Annotated in this window: 17 protein-coding genes and 1 rRNA gene; 17 read left to right on the forward strand and 1 reads right to left on the reverse strand. The window is 39.9% G+C overall.

From position 1 onward, the window contains the following. Positions 1 to 75: 75 nt before the first annotated feature. From rrf to rsmI, 11 genes are all read left to right on the forward strand, one after another. Positions 76 to 192 (forward strand): 5S ribosomal RNA (rrf, locus tag ACXAF2_RS12060). A gap of 661 nt (positions 193 to 853) precedes the next feature. Then, positions 854 to 1,054, forward strand: a complete 201-nt coding sequence (locus ACXAF2_RS12065) for a sigma factor G inhibitor Gin (protein WP_262372023.1) — start codon at positions 854 to 856, stop codon at positions 1,052 to 1,054. A 129-nt stretch (positions 1,055 to 1,183) separates the two neighbouring features. Continuing rightward, on the forward strand, positions 1,184 to 2,599 hold the full coding sequence (locus ACXAF2_RS12070) for an aminotransferase class I/II-fold pyridoxal phosphate-dependent enzyme (protein ID WP_475138933.1): 1,416 nt from the start codon (positions 1,184 to 1,186) through the stop codon (positions 2,597 to 2,599). 18 nt (positions 2,600 to 2,617) lie between these two features. Next, a complete protein-coding gene (gene tmk / locus ACXAF2_RS12075) occupies positions 2,618 to 3,250 on the forward strand; it encodes a dTMP kinase (RefSeq protein WP_475138935.1) in 633 nt (210 codons plus the stop codon). A gap of 142 nt (positions 3,251 to 3,392) precedes the next feature. Next, the gene (locus tag ACXAF2_RS12080) at positions 3,393 to 3,722 is read left to right on the forward strand and encodes a cyclic-di-AMP receptor (protein ID WP_475138936.1); all 330 of its coding nucleotides are present in this window, start codon (positions 3,393 to 3,395) and stop codon (positions 3,720 to 3,722) included. A 15-nt stretch (positions 3,723 to 3,737) separates the two neighbouring features. Further along, positions 3,738 to 4,178, forward strand: coding sequence for a YaaR family protein (locus ACXAF2_RS12085; RefSeq protein WP_475138938.1), 441 nt, complete (start codon positions 3,738 to 3,740; stop codon positions 4,176 to 4,178). Between the two features lie 17 nt (positions 4,179 to 4,195). Then, positions 4,196 to 5,179: a DNA polymerase III subunit delta' gene (gene holB / locus ACXAF2_RS12090; RefSeq protein WP_475138939.1), complete on the forward strand. Its 984-nt coding sequence runs from the start codon at positions 4,196 to 4,198 to the stop codon at positions 5,177 to 5,179. Between the two features lie 7 nt (positions 5,180 to 5,186). After that, a complete protein-coding gene (locus ACXAF2_RS12095) occupies positions 5,187 to 6,014 on the forward strand; it encodes a PSP1 domain-containing protein (RefSeq protein WP_475138940.1) in 828 nt (275 codons plus the stop codon). Between the two features lie 14 nt (positions 6,015 to 6,028). Then, a complete protein-coding gene (yabA, locus tag ACXAF2_RS12100) occupies positions 6,029 to 6,403 on the forward strand; it encodes a DNA replication initiation control protein YabA (protein ID WP_475138942.1) in 375 nt (124 codons plus the stop codon). A gap of 144 nt (positions 6,404 to 6,547) precedes the next feature. Then, positions 6,548 to 7,303 (forward strand): tRNA1(Val) (adenine(37)-N6)-methyltransferase, encoded by a 756-nt coding sequence (locus tag ACXAF2_RS12105; RefSeq protein WP_475138943.1) that lies wholly within the window; start codon positions 6,548 to 6,550, stop codon positions 7,301 to 7,303. Positions 7,304 to 7,327: 24 nt separating this feature from the next. Beyond that, positions 7,328 to 8,200: a 16S rRNA (cytidine(1402)-2'-O)-methyltransferase gene (rsmI, locus tag ACXAF2_RS12110; protein ID WP_475138945.1), complete on the forward strand. Its 873-nt coding sequence runs from the start codon at positions 7,328 to 7,330 to the stop codon at positions 8,198 to 8,200. Positions 8,201 to 8,276: 76 nt separating this feature from the next. Here rsmI and ACXAF2_RS12115 read toward each other — a convergent pair whose 3' ends face one another. After that, positions 8,277 to 8,558 (reverse strand): AbrB/MazE/SpoVT family DNA-binding domain-containing protein, encoded by a 282-nt coding sequence (locus ACXAF2_RS12115; RefSeq protein WP_044340639.1) that lies wholly within the window; start codon positions 8,556 to 8,558, stop codon positions 8,277 to 8,279. A 489-nt stretch (positions 8,559 to 9,047) separates the two neighbouring features. Here ACXAF2_RS12115 and metG point away from each other — a divergent pair, with 489 nt between their 5' ends. The 6 genes from metG to yabG all read left to right on the forward strand — a co-directional run bounded on the left by metG (position 9,048) and on the right by yabG (position 16,254). Beyond that, positions 9,048 to 11,006 (forward strand): methionine--tRNA ligase, encoded by a 1,959-nt coding sequence (gene metG, locus ACXAF2_RS12120; protein ID WP_475138947.1) that lies wholly within the window; start codon positions 9,048 to 9,050, stop codon positions 11,004 to 11,006. Between the two features lie 326 nt (positions 11,007 to 11,332). Further along, on the forward strand, positions 11,333 to 12,100 hold the full coding sequence (locus ACXAF2_RS12125) for a TatD family hydrolase (RefSeq protein ID WP_475138948.1): 768 nt from the start codon (positions 11,333 to 11,335) through the stop codon (positions 12,098 to 12,100). 250 nt (positions 12,101 to 12,350) lie between these two features. Then, positions 12,351 to 13,583 carry a ubiquitin-like domain-containing protein gene (locus ACXAF2_RS12130; RefSeq protein WP_475138950.1) on the forward strand — a complete coding sequence of 411 codons (1,233 nt, stop codon included), beginning with the start codon at positions 12,351 to 12,353 and terminating at the stop codon, positions 13,581 to 13,583. Positions 13,584 to 13,702: 119 nt separating this feature from the next. Then, the gene (gene rnmV / locus ACXAF2_RS12135) at positions 13,703 to 14,263 is read left to right on the forward strand and encodes a ribonuclease M5 (protein WP_475138951.1); all 561 of its coding nucleotides are present in this window, start codon (positions 13,703 to 13,705) and stop codon (positions 14,261 to 14,263) included. After that, a complete protein-coding gene (gene rsmA / locus ACXAF2_RS12140; protein WP_475138953.1) occupies positions 14,256 to 15,134 on the forward strand; it encodes a 16S rRNA (adenine(1518)-N(6)/adenine(1519)-N(6))-dimethyltransferase RsmA in 879 nt (292 codons plus the stop codon). The genes rnmV and rsmA overlap by 8 nt, the downstream gene beginning before the upstream one ends. A 241-nt stretch (positions 15,135 to 15,375) precedes the next feature. Further along, positions 15,376 to 16,254, forward strand: a complete 879-nt coding sequence (gene yabG / locus ACXAF2_RS12145) for a sporulation peptidase YabG (protein ID WP_475138955.1) — start codon at positions 15,376 to 15,378, stop codon at positions 16,252 to 16,254. Positions 16,255 to 16,375: the final 121 nt, after the last annotated feature.

The following is a 16,375-nucleotide window of genomic DNA, read 5'->3' on the forward strand; positions in this document are numbered from 1 at the left end:
ATTGGTCGATATTCGGCTTTCTTGACATCAATTCTTTATCTAGTTTTGAAGGAACAACCCTTCAATTGAATATTGTCTGGTGACAATGGCGAAGAGGTCACACCCGTTCCCATGCCGAACACGGAAGTTAAGCTCTTCAGCGCCGATGGTAGTTGGGGGATCTCCCCCTGTGAGAGTAGGACGTCGCCAGGCAAATGTGAAGAAAGAGTAGCTCTTAGGGGCTGCTCTTTTTTGTGTTTTCATCAGAAACGGTGTTGAACGGTGAATCCAGGCTCCTATCTCTATCCAGTTAACCTTAGATGAAGCAGAGTTTTGGTGTTATAATATGGAAAAATACGCATTAAATAAAAAAGTGACGCAATAAAGGTTGAAAACGACGCAATAAAGGTCTAAAAAGACGCATAAAATAACATAACGACGCAATAATTACATATCAAGACTATTAATACCTACACAAACGGTACCTAGCCTCGATTAAAAAAGGCAAACGTCCAAGTTAGATCACATTTTCGCAAAAAACAACCTATTTTATACGATTTTTCAAGCTTCATAGCTTTCTTTCCGCACATACCAACCCCACTATCCAACCACATATAAGGATTAACTTTCCACATCCCAAAATCCATCTCCACCAATATCTACTTTTCCTTTAAAATGACCTTAGCCCGACTCCCCACCTGAATCTCACCCAATAACTTTTTTCCACAATCTTTTTTATAGAGACATACACAGACGGGGCGATTGTAACATAAGATAAATTACAATTGATTATTCTGTCAGTTTAAAAGTTTGAAATAATGTATACAATTGGTGGTTTTGAGGCAGAATAGGTTGTATGGAGGTGGAGAGCCCTATGTTAAATCCGGAGCGTAAAGCGGCTTTAGAAGAGTGTATCGTTTGTCACGTTGATAAGAAGGTTGGAATCCATCTATACACATCGTTTATCTGCACAGAATGTGAGAAAGAAATGGTTCAGACAGAAACAAATGATCCTTTGTATAAAACATTCGTTCAACGATTAAAAAAAGTGAATACTCCTCAAATCTATTCATAACCAGGAAGTATAATTGGTTATGATTTTTTTTATATTAATAGGTAAAAAGTTTTCCTTGTTCCTTGGGGCATCGAACAGGGTGGTTGTGATACGATATGAGTGGATATTTTTTTCGAGGAGATTTTAAGTATGATACGAAATCAGAGGAGAACCCCTCTTATTGAGGCGATAGAGAAGTATCGTTCTGCCAAGCCTATCTCTTTTCATGTGCCGGGTCATAAAAATGGTTTATTGATGGACGAGCAACCATCTTATCAATCCGATGTTACAGAGTTAAGCGGATTGGATGATTTACATGATCCACATGAGGCCATTCGTGAAGCGGAGGACTTGCTGTCGGAAGTATATGGGACGTTGAAGAGTCACTTTTTAGTGAACGGAAGTACAGTTGGGAATCTTGCTGCCATTCTTGCTTCATGCTCACCGGGAGATCCCATTTTCGTCCAAAGGAATTGTCATAAGTCTGTATTGAATGGAATCAAGCTTGCTAAGGCTGTGCCTATATTAATAGAAACAGAGTGGAACGACGAGGGGATGCCCCTTGGTATGCGTCTGGATGCTATGAAGGAAGCATTGAAGGTATATCCCTGTGTGAAGGCGTGTGTGCTGACTTATCCGACTTATTATGGGTTTACTTACAATATCGATAAAATAGTCGAGGAATTACATAAACATGATGTAACGTGTATCGTCGATGAGGCACATGGTGCTCATTTGACACTGGGGAGTCCTTTTCCTCAGTCTGCAATTGAATGTGGGGCGGATATTGTCGTGCATTCAGCTCATAAGATGCTCCCGGCCATGACGATGGGGTCGTATTTACACATCACAAGCGACAGAGTGAGTGAGCGTAAGGTGAAAGAGTATTTAACTATGCTACAATCAAGTAGCCCGTCGTATCCAATTATGGCATCCCTTGATTATGCCAGATCCTACACCGGGACTTTTACACAAGAAGATAAGGATCAAAGCCTGAAAGGGATCAATAAGTTTGTACAAGCATTGGAGGGGGTTCATCCTCAGCTCATTGTAAAGCGGACGGATGATCCACTAAAGCTTGTCATTCGAATGGAGGGAAGGTCAGGGTATGCTCTTCAACAATTATTGGAGTCAGAGGGAATTTACCCGGAGCTTGCTGATCCCGATTATGTATTACTGATCCTTCCGTTACTGAAGAAAGATCGTTCTTTTCCTTATAATGAGGCGATCGGGCGAATATGTAAGGCTTTAGGGAATGAACCGATAATGGAAAAGAGAAAGAATCATGAAACAAATCGTTCAAATAGCCAAGAGTTGTTTACTACATTGGCATTAAGCTTTGAGGAGATGGAAGAGAAAGCGGAAGCACTCATTGCCATTGACGAAGCAGAAGGAGAAATTTCAGCGGGAATGGTCACACCTTATCCTCCGGGAATTCCTCTGTTGATACCAGGAGAACGAATTACCTCTCACGCTATTGAACGTTTAACAGAGTATGTAAAGAATAAGGCAAACATTCAAGGTCATCACCGATTAGATGAAAATCGTGTGTTTGTATACCGATAAGCAAGCGGAGGGAAAGACATGTCAAAAGGATTGTTTATTACAGTTGAAGGTCCTGAGGGAGCCGGCAAATCAACGATATTAACGGAAATTTTCAACCAATTATTACAGGACGGTCACGATGTCATTCAGACGAGGGAGCCTGGAGGTATTTCCATCGCGGAACAGATTAGAGAAGTCATTCTACATACAGGGAACACGGAAATGGATAAACGGACGGAAGCCCTTTTATATGCTGCCGCGCGACGACAGCATTTGGTTGAGAAAGTGATTCCCGCCCTTGAAGAAGGAAAGATAGTGATCTGTGATCGTTTTATTGACAGTTCCCTTGCATATCAGGGGAATGCCCGTGGAATCGGTATGGAAGAAGTCATGAATATCAATCAATTCGCAATTGAGGATAACATGCCGGATCTAACATTATATTTTGATATCGATCCAGAGGAAGGGTTAAAAAGAATTGCGAAACATGATGGAAGAGAAGTGAACCGGTTAGATCTGGAATCGGTTGATTTCCATACGAGCGTCAGGGAAGGGTATCAAAAGTTAATGAAACAATATCCTGATCGTATTCAAGTCATCGATGCCAGCCAGAGCAAAGAAGCTGTATTTGGTGATGCATATGGTATCGTGACCGATTACTTAAATAAGTAAGTATTGTTAAAAAAAAGGCGGACTTCTAAGCAAAAATTGGTGCTAAGAAGTCCGTGTCTTTTTTATATGAAACATGTATGTAGATCCTGTTCAATGATATAATAGAAGGAAGTAAATGGCTTTAAAACGGAGGAATTGATTAATGAAGGTAATTATGGCAGTTGTACAGGATAAAGATAGCAATCGTTTGTCTAATGCCCTGATGGAACATAATTTTGGTTCGACAAAATTAGCCAGTACAGGCGGTTTTTTAAAGTCCGGGAATACCACGTTCATTATTGGTACAGAAGATATTCGTGTCGATAAAGCGTTACAGGTTATTAAAGAAAACTGTCAGTCACGGGATCAGATGGTGGCTCCTGTTTCTCCCATGGGTGGGAATGCAGATTCATATGTGCCTTACCCTGTTGAAGTAGCCGTTGGTGGGGCGACCGTATTCGTTCTTCCTGTAGAGCAATTCCATCAGTTTTAAAGTGAGGTTTAACGTATGAAAATTAACCAGGACCATCGGGTTTCCTTAGATAAAGTAACGAAAGACCAGAAATCTAAGGGAACAGGTCAAGTTAAATTCGGGCAGCTTGTTCATAAGCACGATCAGAAAATGCAGATGGAACAGCTCAGTAAACTGCTCGTCACAATAGAAGATGCCGGCAGTCGTTTAGCCAAATCAAGATCATTTAAAGATCTTGCAAAATATAAAACATTAGTCAAAAAATTTGTGCGTGAGGCCGTAGATTTCGGGATGGATTTGAAGCAATCCCATACGTGGAATCAGTATGGTGAAGGCAGAAAGCTCAATATAGTGGAGACCATCGACCAACAGCTTATTGAATTGACGGAAGATGTAATGGATAAAGAAAGGAAGTCCATTGATATATTAGGGAAAATCGGTGAAATAAAGGGATTGCTTATTAATCTTTATATGTAAGAGAGTGATGTTAAGACATGTTGTTTGAAGAGATACAACCATTTCAGCCAGTCGTCCTTCAGATGCTTCAGAATAGTATTGTGAAGGATCGTGTCGCTCATGCTTATTTATTCGAGGGTGAAAAAGGGACACGAAAAAAAGAAATGAGCATCCTGTTTGCAAAAGCATTGCTATGTGTGAACCGTGCAGATGGGAAGGCTTGTGAAAGCTGCTCCAACTGCAAAAGGATCAATCATGGAAATCATCCGGACCTGCATCTGGTGGAGCCGGACGGGCTTTCGATTAAGAAGGATCAGATTAAAAGTTTGCAAGAAGAATTTTCGAAAACAGGCGTAGAATCCAAGAAGAAGATTTACATTATTGTTCACGGAGATAAGATGACAGCGAATGCGGCTAATAGCCTGCTTAAGTTTCTTGAAGAGCCGCTAGCTGATACAACAGCGATTCTGATCACAGAAAATATTCATCGCATATTGCCTACTATTCTTTCACGGTGCCAAACGATTTCGTTCAAGCCGTTACCGAAAGAACAGCTGATCAAACAGTTATTGGAAGAGGGGATACCACCTCATTTTGCAACACTGGCAGCCAATTTGACGAACCATTATGAGGAAGCTGTAGAAATATGTCAAAATGAGTGGTTTGCACAAGCAAGAATAATAGTGTTAAAATTATATGAAGTCCTCCAGAAAAGTCCCTTCCAAGCAATGGTCAAAATACAAGAGGATTTTGTACAGCACTTCAAAGAAAAAGATCAAGTCGATCGAGCATTAGATCTTTTACTTCTAATATATAAAGACTTACTTCATATCCAGTTAGGAAAAGAAGAACAGCTCGTGTACCCGGACCAAAAGGAAAACTGGAAATCAAACGCACTTCAAGTATCTACCAATCGTCTTTCTACTAATATGACGGCGATACTTGAAGCAAAACGCAAGTTAAACGCCAATATGAATTCGCAGCTGCTAGTAGAACAGCTTATGCTAAAACTGCAGGGGTGATGGTCCTTTGTACGATGTTGTAGGTGTACGCTTTAAAAAAGCGGGTAAAATCTATTATTTCGATCCGGGTGAATTGGATATTCAGAAAGATTCTTATGTAATCGTTGAAACCGTTCGCGGAGTCGAATTTGGAAAAGTAGTCGTAGAGAGAAAGCAAGTCGGAGAAAATGATGTAGTGCTTCCATTGAAAAAAGTGATTCGTATCGCTGATCAAAAGGATCGTTTAATCGTAGATGAGAACAAATCATCTGCGACGGAAGCCTACAATGTATGTTGTGATAAAATTAATCAGCATCAATTAGATATGAAACTGGTAGATGTAGAGTATACATTTGATCGTAATAAAGTCATATTCTATTTTACGGCTGATGGACGAGTTGATTTCCGAGAGCTAGTAAAAGATCTAGCTTCCATTTTCCGTACGCGCATAGAACTTCGTCAGATTGGCGTTCGAGACGAAGCAAAAATGCTGGGGGGTATTGGTCCTTGTGGCCGCATGCTATGTTGTTCTACCTTTTTAGGTGATTTTGAGCCGGTATCCATCAAGATGGCGAAGGATCAAAATCTTTCCCTTAATCCAACAAAAATTTCAGGTTTATGCGGACGTTTAATGTGCTGTCTGAAATACGAGAACGACGAGTATGAAACAGCGAAAGCGGAATTACCTGATATTGGAGAAGTGATTAAGACACCTCATGGAAAAGGTAAAGTGGTAGGTCTTAATATTCTGGAACGTATTCTTCAAGTGGAAATTAAAGAAGAAGAGCGGGTTCTGGAATTTACATTAGATGAAATCATGAACGTGGGTGCCGTATCATTCCAAGCCACAGAGTAACGGGGTGTAGTGTCGTGGATAAAAAAGAGTTCTTTGATTCAGTCAGTAACATGGAACAACAAATTGGTCATTTATATCATCAATTAGGTGAGCTCAAACAATGTCTAGCTGAAATGTTAGAAGAGAATAATTCTCTAAAGCTTGAAAATGAGCATTTGCGCCGCAGACTGGAACAAACAGGGAACTCACCAAAAAAGGTACAAACAAACAGCGATGCGGGTACAACGAGTGAGTCAGACTTAGAAGATAAAACACTGGATATAGGAGAAGGGTATGACAACCTTGCTCGATTATACCAGGAAGGATTTCATATTTGTAATATACATTTTGGAAGTCCACGGAAGGATGAAGATTGTTTATTCTGCCTCTCTTTCTTAAACAAGAAATAAGGAAAGAATAAACATCCCTGTTTTCCTACACTCTATAGAATAGAATACAGATTAAAAAGGGCTGATCCATATATAATGGGATTGGTCCTTTTTAGTGATTAATATCGAAACCATATATAATAGAAGGAAAAGTGGAGGAAACCTATGGTCGAGTTAAAAGAAGATGAACGTTTAGATTATTTATTGGCTGAAAATATGAGGATCATTCAAAGTCCATCTGTTTTCTCCTTTTCAACAGATGCTGTCCTATTGGCTCATTTCAGCTATTTACCGATTCACAAAGGGAAAGTGGTTGATCTATGTTCGGGTAACGGCATCATTCCCTTATTACTAAGTGCGAGAACCAACGTTGATATTACGGGGGTGGAGATTCAAGAAAGATTATTTGATATGGCACAGAGAAGTGTTCAGTATAATGGCCGTCAAAATCAAATATCCATGAAGCTGGGGGATGTGAAGGAGATCGATCAGCTCCTGCATCATTCACATTATGATGTCGTAACATGTAATCCTCCATACTTTAATACTCCACCAGGTGATAAAAGAAACGTAAACGAACACTATGCGATCGCCCGTCATGAAATCCTTTGTTCCCTTGAGGATACCATCAAAGCTTCAAGCTATCTCCTGAAGCAAGGAGGAAAGGCCTCCTTCGTCCATCGTCCAGGTAGATTGATGGACATTCTATCGTTAATGAGGAAGCATCGTCTCGAACCGAAACGATTGCGCTTTGTATATCCGAAGCCAGGAAAAGAAGCGAACACCATCTTAATAGAAGGAATAAAAGATGGGAAACCGGACCTAAAAATACTTCCTCCCCTTTATGTGTATGATGAACAGAACAAATATTCACAGGAAGTATATAATATGCTGTTTGGAAAGAATGAAGATAAGGACTAAGGAAATGAGAAGGTGAGCTAATCAATGAATCAACAAAAAAGCTTTCAAGATCGTGAAAAAGGAAGCTTGTATCTTGTCCCTACACCGATCGGGAATTTAGAGGATATGACGTTTCGTGCCATTCGCATGATGAAGGAAGCGGCAGTGATTGCTGCCGAAGATACAAGAAACACAAAAAAATTATGTAATTACTTTGAAATTGATACGCCTATCATCAGTTATCATGAGCACAATAAAGAAACGAGCGGACAGAAGCTGATTGAACGTATGGAAAGAGGCGAGCTCGTTGCTCTTGTAAGTGATGCAGGAATGCCATCCATTTCGGATCCAGGTTACGAACTGGTGAAAGATGCAATCGAACACGATATTGCTGTCATTCCATTGCCGGGGGCGAACGCTGCTCTTACGGCTTTGATCGCTTCAGGTTTGGCACCCCAGCCATTTTATTTCTATGGGTTTTTACATAGAGGGAAGAAAGACAAAAGAGCGGAACTGGATACTCTTAAAACGCTGGAAGATACATTCATCCTTTATGAATCACCACACAGACTAAAAGAAACACTAAAAGAGCTATATGGAGCTCTGGGAAATAGGCAAATTGTTGTTTGTCGTGAGCTCACGAAGAAGTTCGAGGAATTCATCCGTGGATCCCTGGAAGAAGTAATGGAATGGGCAAACGATGGGGAAGTACGAGGCGAATTCTGCCTATTAATTGAAGGAGCGGGTCCGCTGGAAAAAGAAGAGGAAGATGCCTGGTGGAGCAACTACTCGCTTCTGGACCACGTGCAGTATTATATGAACGAAAAAAACATGACCTCCAAAGAAGCCATCAAACATGTTTCAAAAGAACGCTCCCTTCCAAAACGGGAAGTTTATCAAGCTTATCATGTTGAATAGGATAATGCCGAGATGCAAAATAAATAAAAAAAGGCCTGAGTCTAGTCACTCAGGCCTTTGATATGTTAACAACAAATTATTTTGTTTGTAGTGAATCCTGGATTTCTTTTAGTAATTGATCTGCACCTTCACGGCTAAGAACCAATTTACCGTTAGCAAGCTTGATGTTATCATCAGAAACTTCTCCAGTGATTTGGCAAGTCATGCTTGGCTTATATTTCTTCAAGATGATTCTTTCGTCATCTACATAGATTTCTAAAGCATCTTTCTCAGCGATACCTAATGTACGACGTAATTCGATTGGGATAACGACACGACCTAATTCATCAACTTTTCTTACAATACCTGTAGACTTCATTTGAAAATCTCCTCCAAATAAATATATTTATATCTCTCTAGTTCGTCAATATTCGACAAATTTCTTTTGTTGTTTCTATCATACCAACGATTAGGAATATCGTCAATAATTATATCTGTAAATTTTTAAGAAAAAATGGATGAAAAAGTGTTGTTTTAATAAGCTTTACGCTTTATTGTAAAAAAATGTATTACCAATTAAATATTATTGTAATGAAAGTAATAAGTGAAAGTAATGTCGAATTATCTTTATAAAATGCATTGATTCGACAAAATCAGACAGAAATCTTCACCTGTTTCGACAATTTTAAGATTTAACATTGTTTAGTTGCAGAAACCCTTTATTTTAGGTATATTTTGATGAGATAAGAGGTTAAGATGATAGGTAAGGCGCAGGTAATGGATGTACGTAACATTTATGCCACTATAAACCATACGGAAAGCCCCTATGGCTTTATGGGGGTAGATAAAAAAAGAGGAGGAACGGAAAGTGGAAGAAAAGTTGAACACCTTCTATATTACAACACCGATTTATTATCCAAGTGGAAATTTACATATTGGACATGCTTACACCACGGTTGCTGGTGATGCAATGGCCCGTTATAAGAGAATGCGTGGATTCGATGTCATGTACCTTACAGGAACGGACGAGCATGGACAGAAAATTCAACGTAAAGCCCAGGAAGAAGGAATTACTCCTCAAGCATATGTAGACGGAATTGTTAGTGGAATTAAAGATTTATGGGGGAAACTGGATATTTCATATGATGACTTTATCCGGACGACAGAGAAGCGACATAAGGATATCGTGGAAAAGATCTTCCATCAGCTTGTCGAACAAGGTGATATTTACTTGGACCAGTATGAAGGTTGGTATTGTACTCCATGTGAATCCTTCTTTACTGAGCGTCAATTAGAAAACGGAAACTGTCCTGATTGCGGCAGACCCGTTGAAAAAGTGAAGGAAGAATCGTATTTCTTTAAAATGAGCAAATACGCTGACCGCCTCCTTGCTTACTATGAAGAAAACCCTGAATTCATTCAGCCTGAGTCCAGAAAGAATGAGATGGTGAATAACTTCATCAAGCCTGGTTTAGAAGACTTGGCTGTTTCAAGAACCACCTTCGACTGGGGAGTGAAAGTACCCGGAGACCCCAAGCATGTCATTTACGTATGGATCGATGCCCTTTCCAACTATATTACAGCTCTGGGGTATGGCAGTGAGAAAGATACAAATTACTTAAAGTACTGGCCAGCGGATGTTCACCTGGTCGGGAAGGAAATCGTCCGATTCCATACGATTTATTGGCCGATCATGTTAATGGCTTTAGATCTTCCGCTTCCTAAGAAGGTTTTCGCTCATGGATGGCTTCTGATGAAAGACGGAAAGATGTCAAAATCAAAAGGGAATGTAGTCGATCCTGTTACCCTTATTGATCGTTACGGCCTTGATTCTCTTCGTTACTATTTATTAAGAGAGGTGCCATTCGGTTCTGATGGAGTGTTTACTCCGGAAGGATTTGTTGAACGAATCAACTTCGACTTAGCGAATGACCTAGGAAACCTGTTAAATCGTACAGTGGCCATGATCAATAAGTATTTTGACGGAGTCATTCCAACCTATGTTGATTCCAACGGAGAATTCGATCAAGCCCTCCTGGATATGAACAAAGAAACAGTGAATAAATATGAAGAAGCAATGGAAAATATGGAGTTTTCTGTAGCCTTGTCCAGTCTATGGCAGTTAATCAGCCGCACGAATAAATATATTGATGAAACTCAGCCTTGGGCCCTTGCTAAAGACGAAAGCAAAAAAGAAGAGCTAGGCAGTGTGATGAGTCATTTAGCTGAATCATTACGAAGAGTCGCTGTTCTTTTACAACCGTTCTTAACAAGAACTCCTAAGAAAATATTTGAACAATTGAACCTTCATGATGAAAAAATGCACACATGGGAAAGCTTGGAGAGTTTCGGAGCTATTCCGGCAGGAACGGAAGTGGTGAAAAAAGGAGAACCGATTTTCCCACGACTTGAACTTCAGGAAGAGGTAAACTTCATCAAAGAGAAAATGCAAGGCTCTGCTCCTGCTGTAGAAGAAAAGAAAGCGCCCGCTAAAGAAGAATCAGAAGAAATCGGAATTGATGATTTCATGAAAGTTGAGCTTCGTGTAGCGGAGGTCATAGCAGCTGAGCCGGTTAAAAAAGCGGATAAACTTCTAAAGCTGCAATTGGATCTTGGCTTCGAAAAACGACAAGTTGTGTCAGGAATTGCTAAATTCTATCAGCCGGACGAACTGGTTGGGAAAAAAGTGATCTGTGTGACAAACTTGAAGCCGGTAAAACTGCGTGGAGAACTTTCACAAGGAATGATTCTTGCTGGTGAAGATAATGGAACGCTATCTCTTGCTTCCATCGACCAGTCTTTACCAAATGGAACAAAAGTGAAATAAGTAAGGTTTTATGCTTTTGTCGATAAAGGGATGTTCCACGTGGAACATCCCTTTATTATATTAGAATAATGAATATATAGGATGAGCTTCGTCATTTTAGGTGTTTATTAAACTTGTTACTATATTTAGAAAACAGTAATTGAGCAAGAAACAGATTGTTTTGGTTCTGTGATTAAAATAGATAGAATGAAGAATAACTGCAAATGAAACAGGAGTAATAAAAAATATCCACAGAAACCATAATATGTAATATGAATGTTACAAGAATGTGATGCTTGTCATGCTTTTTTATATTAAACTTATCTTTATTACAAGGAGTGTCTTACATGCTATTTGATACACATGTTCATTTGAATGCTGAACAATTTGACGAAGATCTGGAGGAGGTAATTTCAAGAGCAAGAGAAGCTGGAGTTGAAAAGATGGTGGTCGTCGGCTTTGATCGTCCAACGATCAACCGGGCGATGGAGCTCATTGAGCAATATGAATTTTTATATGCCAGCATCGGTTGGCACCCAGTGGATGCAATTGATATGAAAGATGAAGATTTAGCTTGGATAGAAGAGCTCTCAAACCACCCTAAAGTAGTTGCCATAGGTGAAATGGGACTGGATTATCACTGGGATAAATCACCGAAAGATGTTCAAAAAGATGTGTTTCGAAAACAAATTCATTTAGCTAAAAAGGTAAAACTCCCAATAATCATACACAACCGTGATGCTACACAAGATATAGTGGATATCCTCAGGGAAGAAGGAGCAGAGGAAGTTGGAGGGATCATGCATTGCTTCAGCGGAAGTCCTGAAATTGCTCAAGAATGTGTGGATATGAATTTCTACATTTCTTTGGGGGGGCCCGTGACCTTTAAAAATGCGAAAAAGCCAAAAGAAGTAGCAAAAGAAATTCCATTGGAAAAGCTTCTGATCGAAACAGACTGTCCTTATTTAGCACCTCACCCGAACAGAGGGAAGCGAAATGAACCAGCATACGTGAAGCTGGTAGCAGAACAGATTGCGGAGCTTAAGGAAGTATCATTAGAAGAAGTAGAGAACATAACAACCGAAAATGCAAAAAAGTTATTCAACATAAACTGACATCAGATTTTGTCGAGAATTGAGAGAGCTTGTCCAAATAGTTAATAAAAACAAAAAGTTCTACATAGGATTCTTGTTTCATAGGATAATCATGTCGATAACTCTCTCTTTTCTTTTTCACTTCTTTTATGCATAATATGTTTTATGTTCCCTGGGTTTCAATATTTTGCTAGATTAAGTTAAAAGAAGTAAGGGTTGACAGTCACTGGATTACTCTATATAATCACTCCGAGAAAAGGAGGCGTTTTTCATGAAGTTTAAAACCATGAAAAGCCTGTTTTCCAAGTCTTTGAGTCGAAGGAAATGGATTGTTACAATCGGAACATTGGTAACATCTGCAGCTGTATTTGGAATTCTTTTTTATGAAGGATCTAAAAACACTGTGGCATTGACCTTAGACGGCGAGCAAAAAGAGATTAGGACGCATGCGAATACAATTCAAGATATATTAAAAGAATTAGAGATTTCAACCCGCTCACAAGACTATTTGTACCCTTCGGGGAATACGAAGGTCTCAAATAACATGAACATTGTTTGGGAACCGGCAAAACAGGTAGAAGTAGTAGTAGGGGATCAGACGAAAAAGGTCTGGACGACTGCTGATACTGTAAAAGAGTTACTCTCTGAAAATGAAATTAAAGTAGGAGAACATGATAAGGTCAAACCCGGCTTATCAGAAAAAGTAACAGGGGACATGAACGTGAAGATTGATACCGCATTTTCACTTAAGCTTGTGAACGGCGGAAAAGAACAAAAGGTATGGTCTACTTCGACTACGGTCGCTGACTTTTTAAAGCAACAAGGAATTACACTAAAGAAATCAGACCGTGTTGAACCAAGTTTAGACAAAGTTGTTAAAGCAAATGATGTCGTAAATGTCGTTCGAGTTGAAAAAGTCACCGATGTAGTGGAAGAGACAAAGGATTTCACCGTTATTTCCAAGAAGGATTCCGATCTTTCAAAAGGAAAAGAGAAGGTCGTTCAAGAAGGTAAAAATGGCTTGGTTGAAAAGAAATTTGAAGTTGTGAAAGAAAACGGCAAAGAGGTTTCCAGAAAATTAGTCAGTGAAAAAGTAGTGAAGGAAAGCCAGGATAAAATCATTAATGTCGGAACAAAGGTTTTAGTGGCTCAAGTTTCACGTGGTAGTTCATCATCTAATGCATCTGCAACAGCCTCAGCTGCTCCAAGTGGAGGAAGAGAGTTTTATGTGAGCTCTACAGCTTACACAGCATCATGTAACGGATGCTCAGGCTATACAGCTACAGGTATCAATCTGAAATCAAATCCGAATGTTAAAGTGATTGCAGTGGACCCTTCTGTCATTCCTTTAGGAACAAAGGTATATGTAGAGGGCTATGGCTATGCCGTAGCTGCAGATACAGGTGGTGCAATCAAAGGGAACAAAATCGATGTATTCTTCCCGTCTAAATCAGATGCCTATCGTTGGGGAAGAAAAACAATAAAAGTAAAAATATTAAACTAAGAGCAGGGGTGTTCTCCTGCTTTTTTTTATTTATCGGTGAAAACCGTTATAATAGCTTTAGGTCTTCAATGATTAGACGAAAATGAAAGCAGAAAAGTTTCAATTCTTTTGGAGGAATTATGAAAATTAAAGAAATCATCGTAGTGGAAGGAAAGGATGATACGGTAGCCATTCAACGTGCTGTCAATGCAGATACGATTGAAACGAATGGTTCTGCTGTGTCTCCGGCTACTATAGAAAAAATAAAACATGCCCAGGAAAAAAGAGGCGTAATCATCTTTACCGATCCTGATTACCCGGGTGAACGTATCCGGAAGATTGTGAGTGAAGCGGTACCGGGTTGTAAGCATGCCTTTGTACATAAGAAGGATGCACTGCCAAAGTCAGGAAGAGGAATAGGTGTAGAGCATGCTTCGCCAGATATCATAAGAGAGTCTTTAAGAGAGGCTCATGTGCTGGATGTTGAGCAGGAAGAAGTCATTTCGAAAGAAGATTTAATTGATGCTGGTTTAATTGGCAGTTCCCAAGCGAAAGATCGAAGAATTGCTCTTGGTGAGAAGCTTAGAATCGGATACACTAATGGAAAACAGCTGCACAAACGATTAAGGATGTTCCATATTCAAAGAGAAGAGTTTAAAAAAGCTTTAATGGAAATTATTCAGGAGGAAGAAAATGCATAAAGATATTGCCACCCCGATACGCACGAAAGAGATATTAGGTAAGTATGGTTTCTCGTTTAAAAAGAGCCTGGGTCAAAACTTTTTGATTGACCCCAATATCCTCAGGAATATTACGGAATACGCAGGTTTATCGGAGAAAACCGCAGCCATTGAGATTGGACCTGGAATCGGTGCATTGACTGAACATCTTGCACGTACCTCGGGAAAGGTCGTCGCATTTGAAATCGATCAGCGACTGATTCCAATTCTGGACGATACACTATCCCCATACAAAAACGTTAAAATAATCAATGAAGATATATTAGAGGCGGATGTAGAGGCCATAATCAATAAAGAGTTTGAAGGGTTCGACGATATTATGGTAGTAGCCAATCTCCCATATTACGTCACAACACCTATCATTCTTAAGCTGTTGATGGAACGTCTTCCGATCAGAGGGATCTGTGTCATGCTTCAAAAAGAAGTAGGGGATCGTATTTCGGCTCAGCCAGGAACAAAAGCGTACGGATCTCTTTCGATTGCCATACAGTACTATACAGAGGCCGAGATGGTCATGACTGTCCCGAAAACGGTGTTTATGCCGCAGCCGAATGTGGACTCAGCCGTCATCCGTTTAACGAAGCGTGAGAAACCTCCTGTCGAGGTGATCAGTGAAGATTTCTTCTTTACCGTTACACGCTCGTCTTTTGCTCAAAGAAGAAAGACCATCCTGAACAATTTAAGCAGTCAGCTTCCCGAAGGAAAGGAAAAGAAAGATGTAATCCTTGAGGCCTTATCTGCATCAGGTATTGAACCCACACGCCGTGGAGAGACACTGTCGATACAGGAATTCGGCCGGTTGAGTGATGCGTTATACCCGAACTTTAATTAAAGCTTGATAGATGGCTAAACGTGAAGGCGCGTTTAGCCATTTTTTTGCTCCGTTGTATTGAGCAAATGACACCCATTTATTGACACCGAATAGTAGAGGGTTGCATAGGTTATCACAGGGAATATTTCCTTAATTAAGGATAAGGAACGTATTGAGAAGGATATGACAAACGTTGATCCTCCTCGGCTTAATTATTTCCTTTTTTGATTTAACGAATGTTTAGCCCACGGGAGTGACTGATGTGAATATCGAAATCAATGATGTCGTAGGCCGCCTTTCCTATCAATGTGATATTTTATTCAGGGTGATAGATATCCGCATGATAGATGGCCAAAAAACGGCTGTACTGTATGGTGAAGATTTTCGATTAATAGCGGATGCTCCTTTTCATGATTTGAAGAAGATGGACCCTAGAGAGCAGGAACGTATTGCGCAGGAGTTTCGTTCAAAGGAGGAACAATCTCTTGACCTATTTCGTCAGGATATAGAGCTTCTGAAGTATAAGCAGGAATATAAGGTAACGAATGCTTATCGAGACGATTATAACTATTTCCAGGTTCCAGGGAAAGTGCTTCATCTTGATGGAGATCCCAGCTATTTAAGAAAGTGTCTAGATCTTTATGAAAAAATTGGTGTCCCGGTAAAAGGCGTTCACTGTAGTGAGACAGAGATGCCTGAGCAGATTGGGGCGCTTATCGATAAATATAGACCGAATATTATTGTTTTGACCGGTCACGATGCCTATTCCAAGGCGAAAGGAACCAAAGCTGATATTAACGCCTATCGACATTCTAAATATTTTGTTCAGGCTGTGCGTGAAGCACGCAGTAAATCTCCACATCTGGATCAGTTAGTGATCTTTGCTGGTGCTTGTCAATCCCACTTTGAATCATTGATCCACGCTGGAGCCAATTTTGCCAGCTCCCCGTCCAGAGTCAATATACACGCATTGGACCCCGTGTATATCGTGGCTAAGATATGTTTTACGGGGTTTAAGGATTCGGTAAATGTGTGGGACGTCATCCGCAATACGTTAACAGGGGACAAAGGGCTTGGCGGAATCGAGACGAAGGGTGTCCTTCGTACAGGGATGCCATATAAAATTACAGAAGAAGATTAGGAAATGTTCGACAAAAATCAAATAGACCTTACAATTTTCTGCGTGAATTGTAAGGTCTATTTGACATTTAGATGTATAGATTAGTAAGGTGGTTTTTTCTTATTACGTCTCTGGGTAAAGC

The sequence above is a fragment of the Rossellomorea sp. ABR4_004 genome, from assembly GCF_056159585.1.

Coding starts and splice junctions, on each gene's coding strand:
- ACXAF2_RS12115 (WP_044340639.1), bottom strand. CDS start 8,558: ATGAAGTCTACAGGTATTGTAAGAAAAGTTGATGAATTAGGTCGTGTC.
- ACXAF2_RS12070 (WP_475138933.1), top strand. CDS start 1,184: ATGATACGAAATCAGAGGAGAACCCCTCTTATTGAGGCGATAGAGAAG.
- ACXAF2_RS12105 (WP_475138943.1), top strand. CDS start 6,548: ATGGTCGAGTTAAAAGAAGATGAACGTTTAGATTATTTATTGGCTGAA.
- holB (WP_475138939.1), top strand. CDS start 4,196: ATGTTGTTTGAAGAGATACAACCATTTCAGCCAGTCGTCCTTCAGATG.
- ACXAF2_RS12065 (WP_262372023.1), top strand. CDS start 854: ATGTTAAATCCGGAGCGTAAAGCGGCTTTAGAAGAGTGTATCGTTTGT.
- rsmI (WP_475138945.1), top strand. CDS start 7,328: ATGAATCAACAAAAAAGCTTTCAAGATCGTGAAAAAGGAAGCTTGTAT.
- ACXAF2_RS12080 (WP_475138936.1), top strand. CDS start 3,393: ATGAAGGTAATTATGGCAGTTGTACAGGATAAAGATAGCAATCGTTTG.
- ACXAF2_RS12125 (WP_475138948.1), top strand. CDS start 11,333: ATGCTATTTGATACACATGTTCATTTGAATGCTGAACAATTTGACGAA.
- rnmV (WP_475138951.1), top strand. CDS start 13,703: ATGAAAATTAAAGAAATCATCGTAGTGGAAGGAAAGGATGATACGGTA.
- tmk (WP_475138935.1), top strand. CDS start 2,618: ATGTCAAAAGGATTGTTTATTACAGTTGAAGGTCCTGAGGGAGCCGGC.
- ACXAF2_RS12085 (WP_475138938.1), top strand. CDS start 3,738: ATGAAAATTAACCAGGACCATCGGGTTTCCTTAGATAAAGTAACGAAA.
- rsmA (WP_475138953.1), top strand. CDS start 14,256: ATGCATAAAGATATTGCCACCCCGATACGCACGAAAGAGATATTAGGT.
- ACXAF2_RS12130 (WP_475138950.1), top strand. CDS start 12,351: ATGAAGTTTAAAACCATGAAAAGCCTGTTTTCCAAGTCTTTGAGTCGA.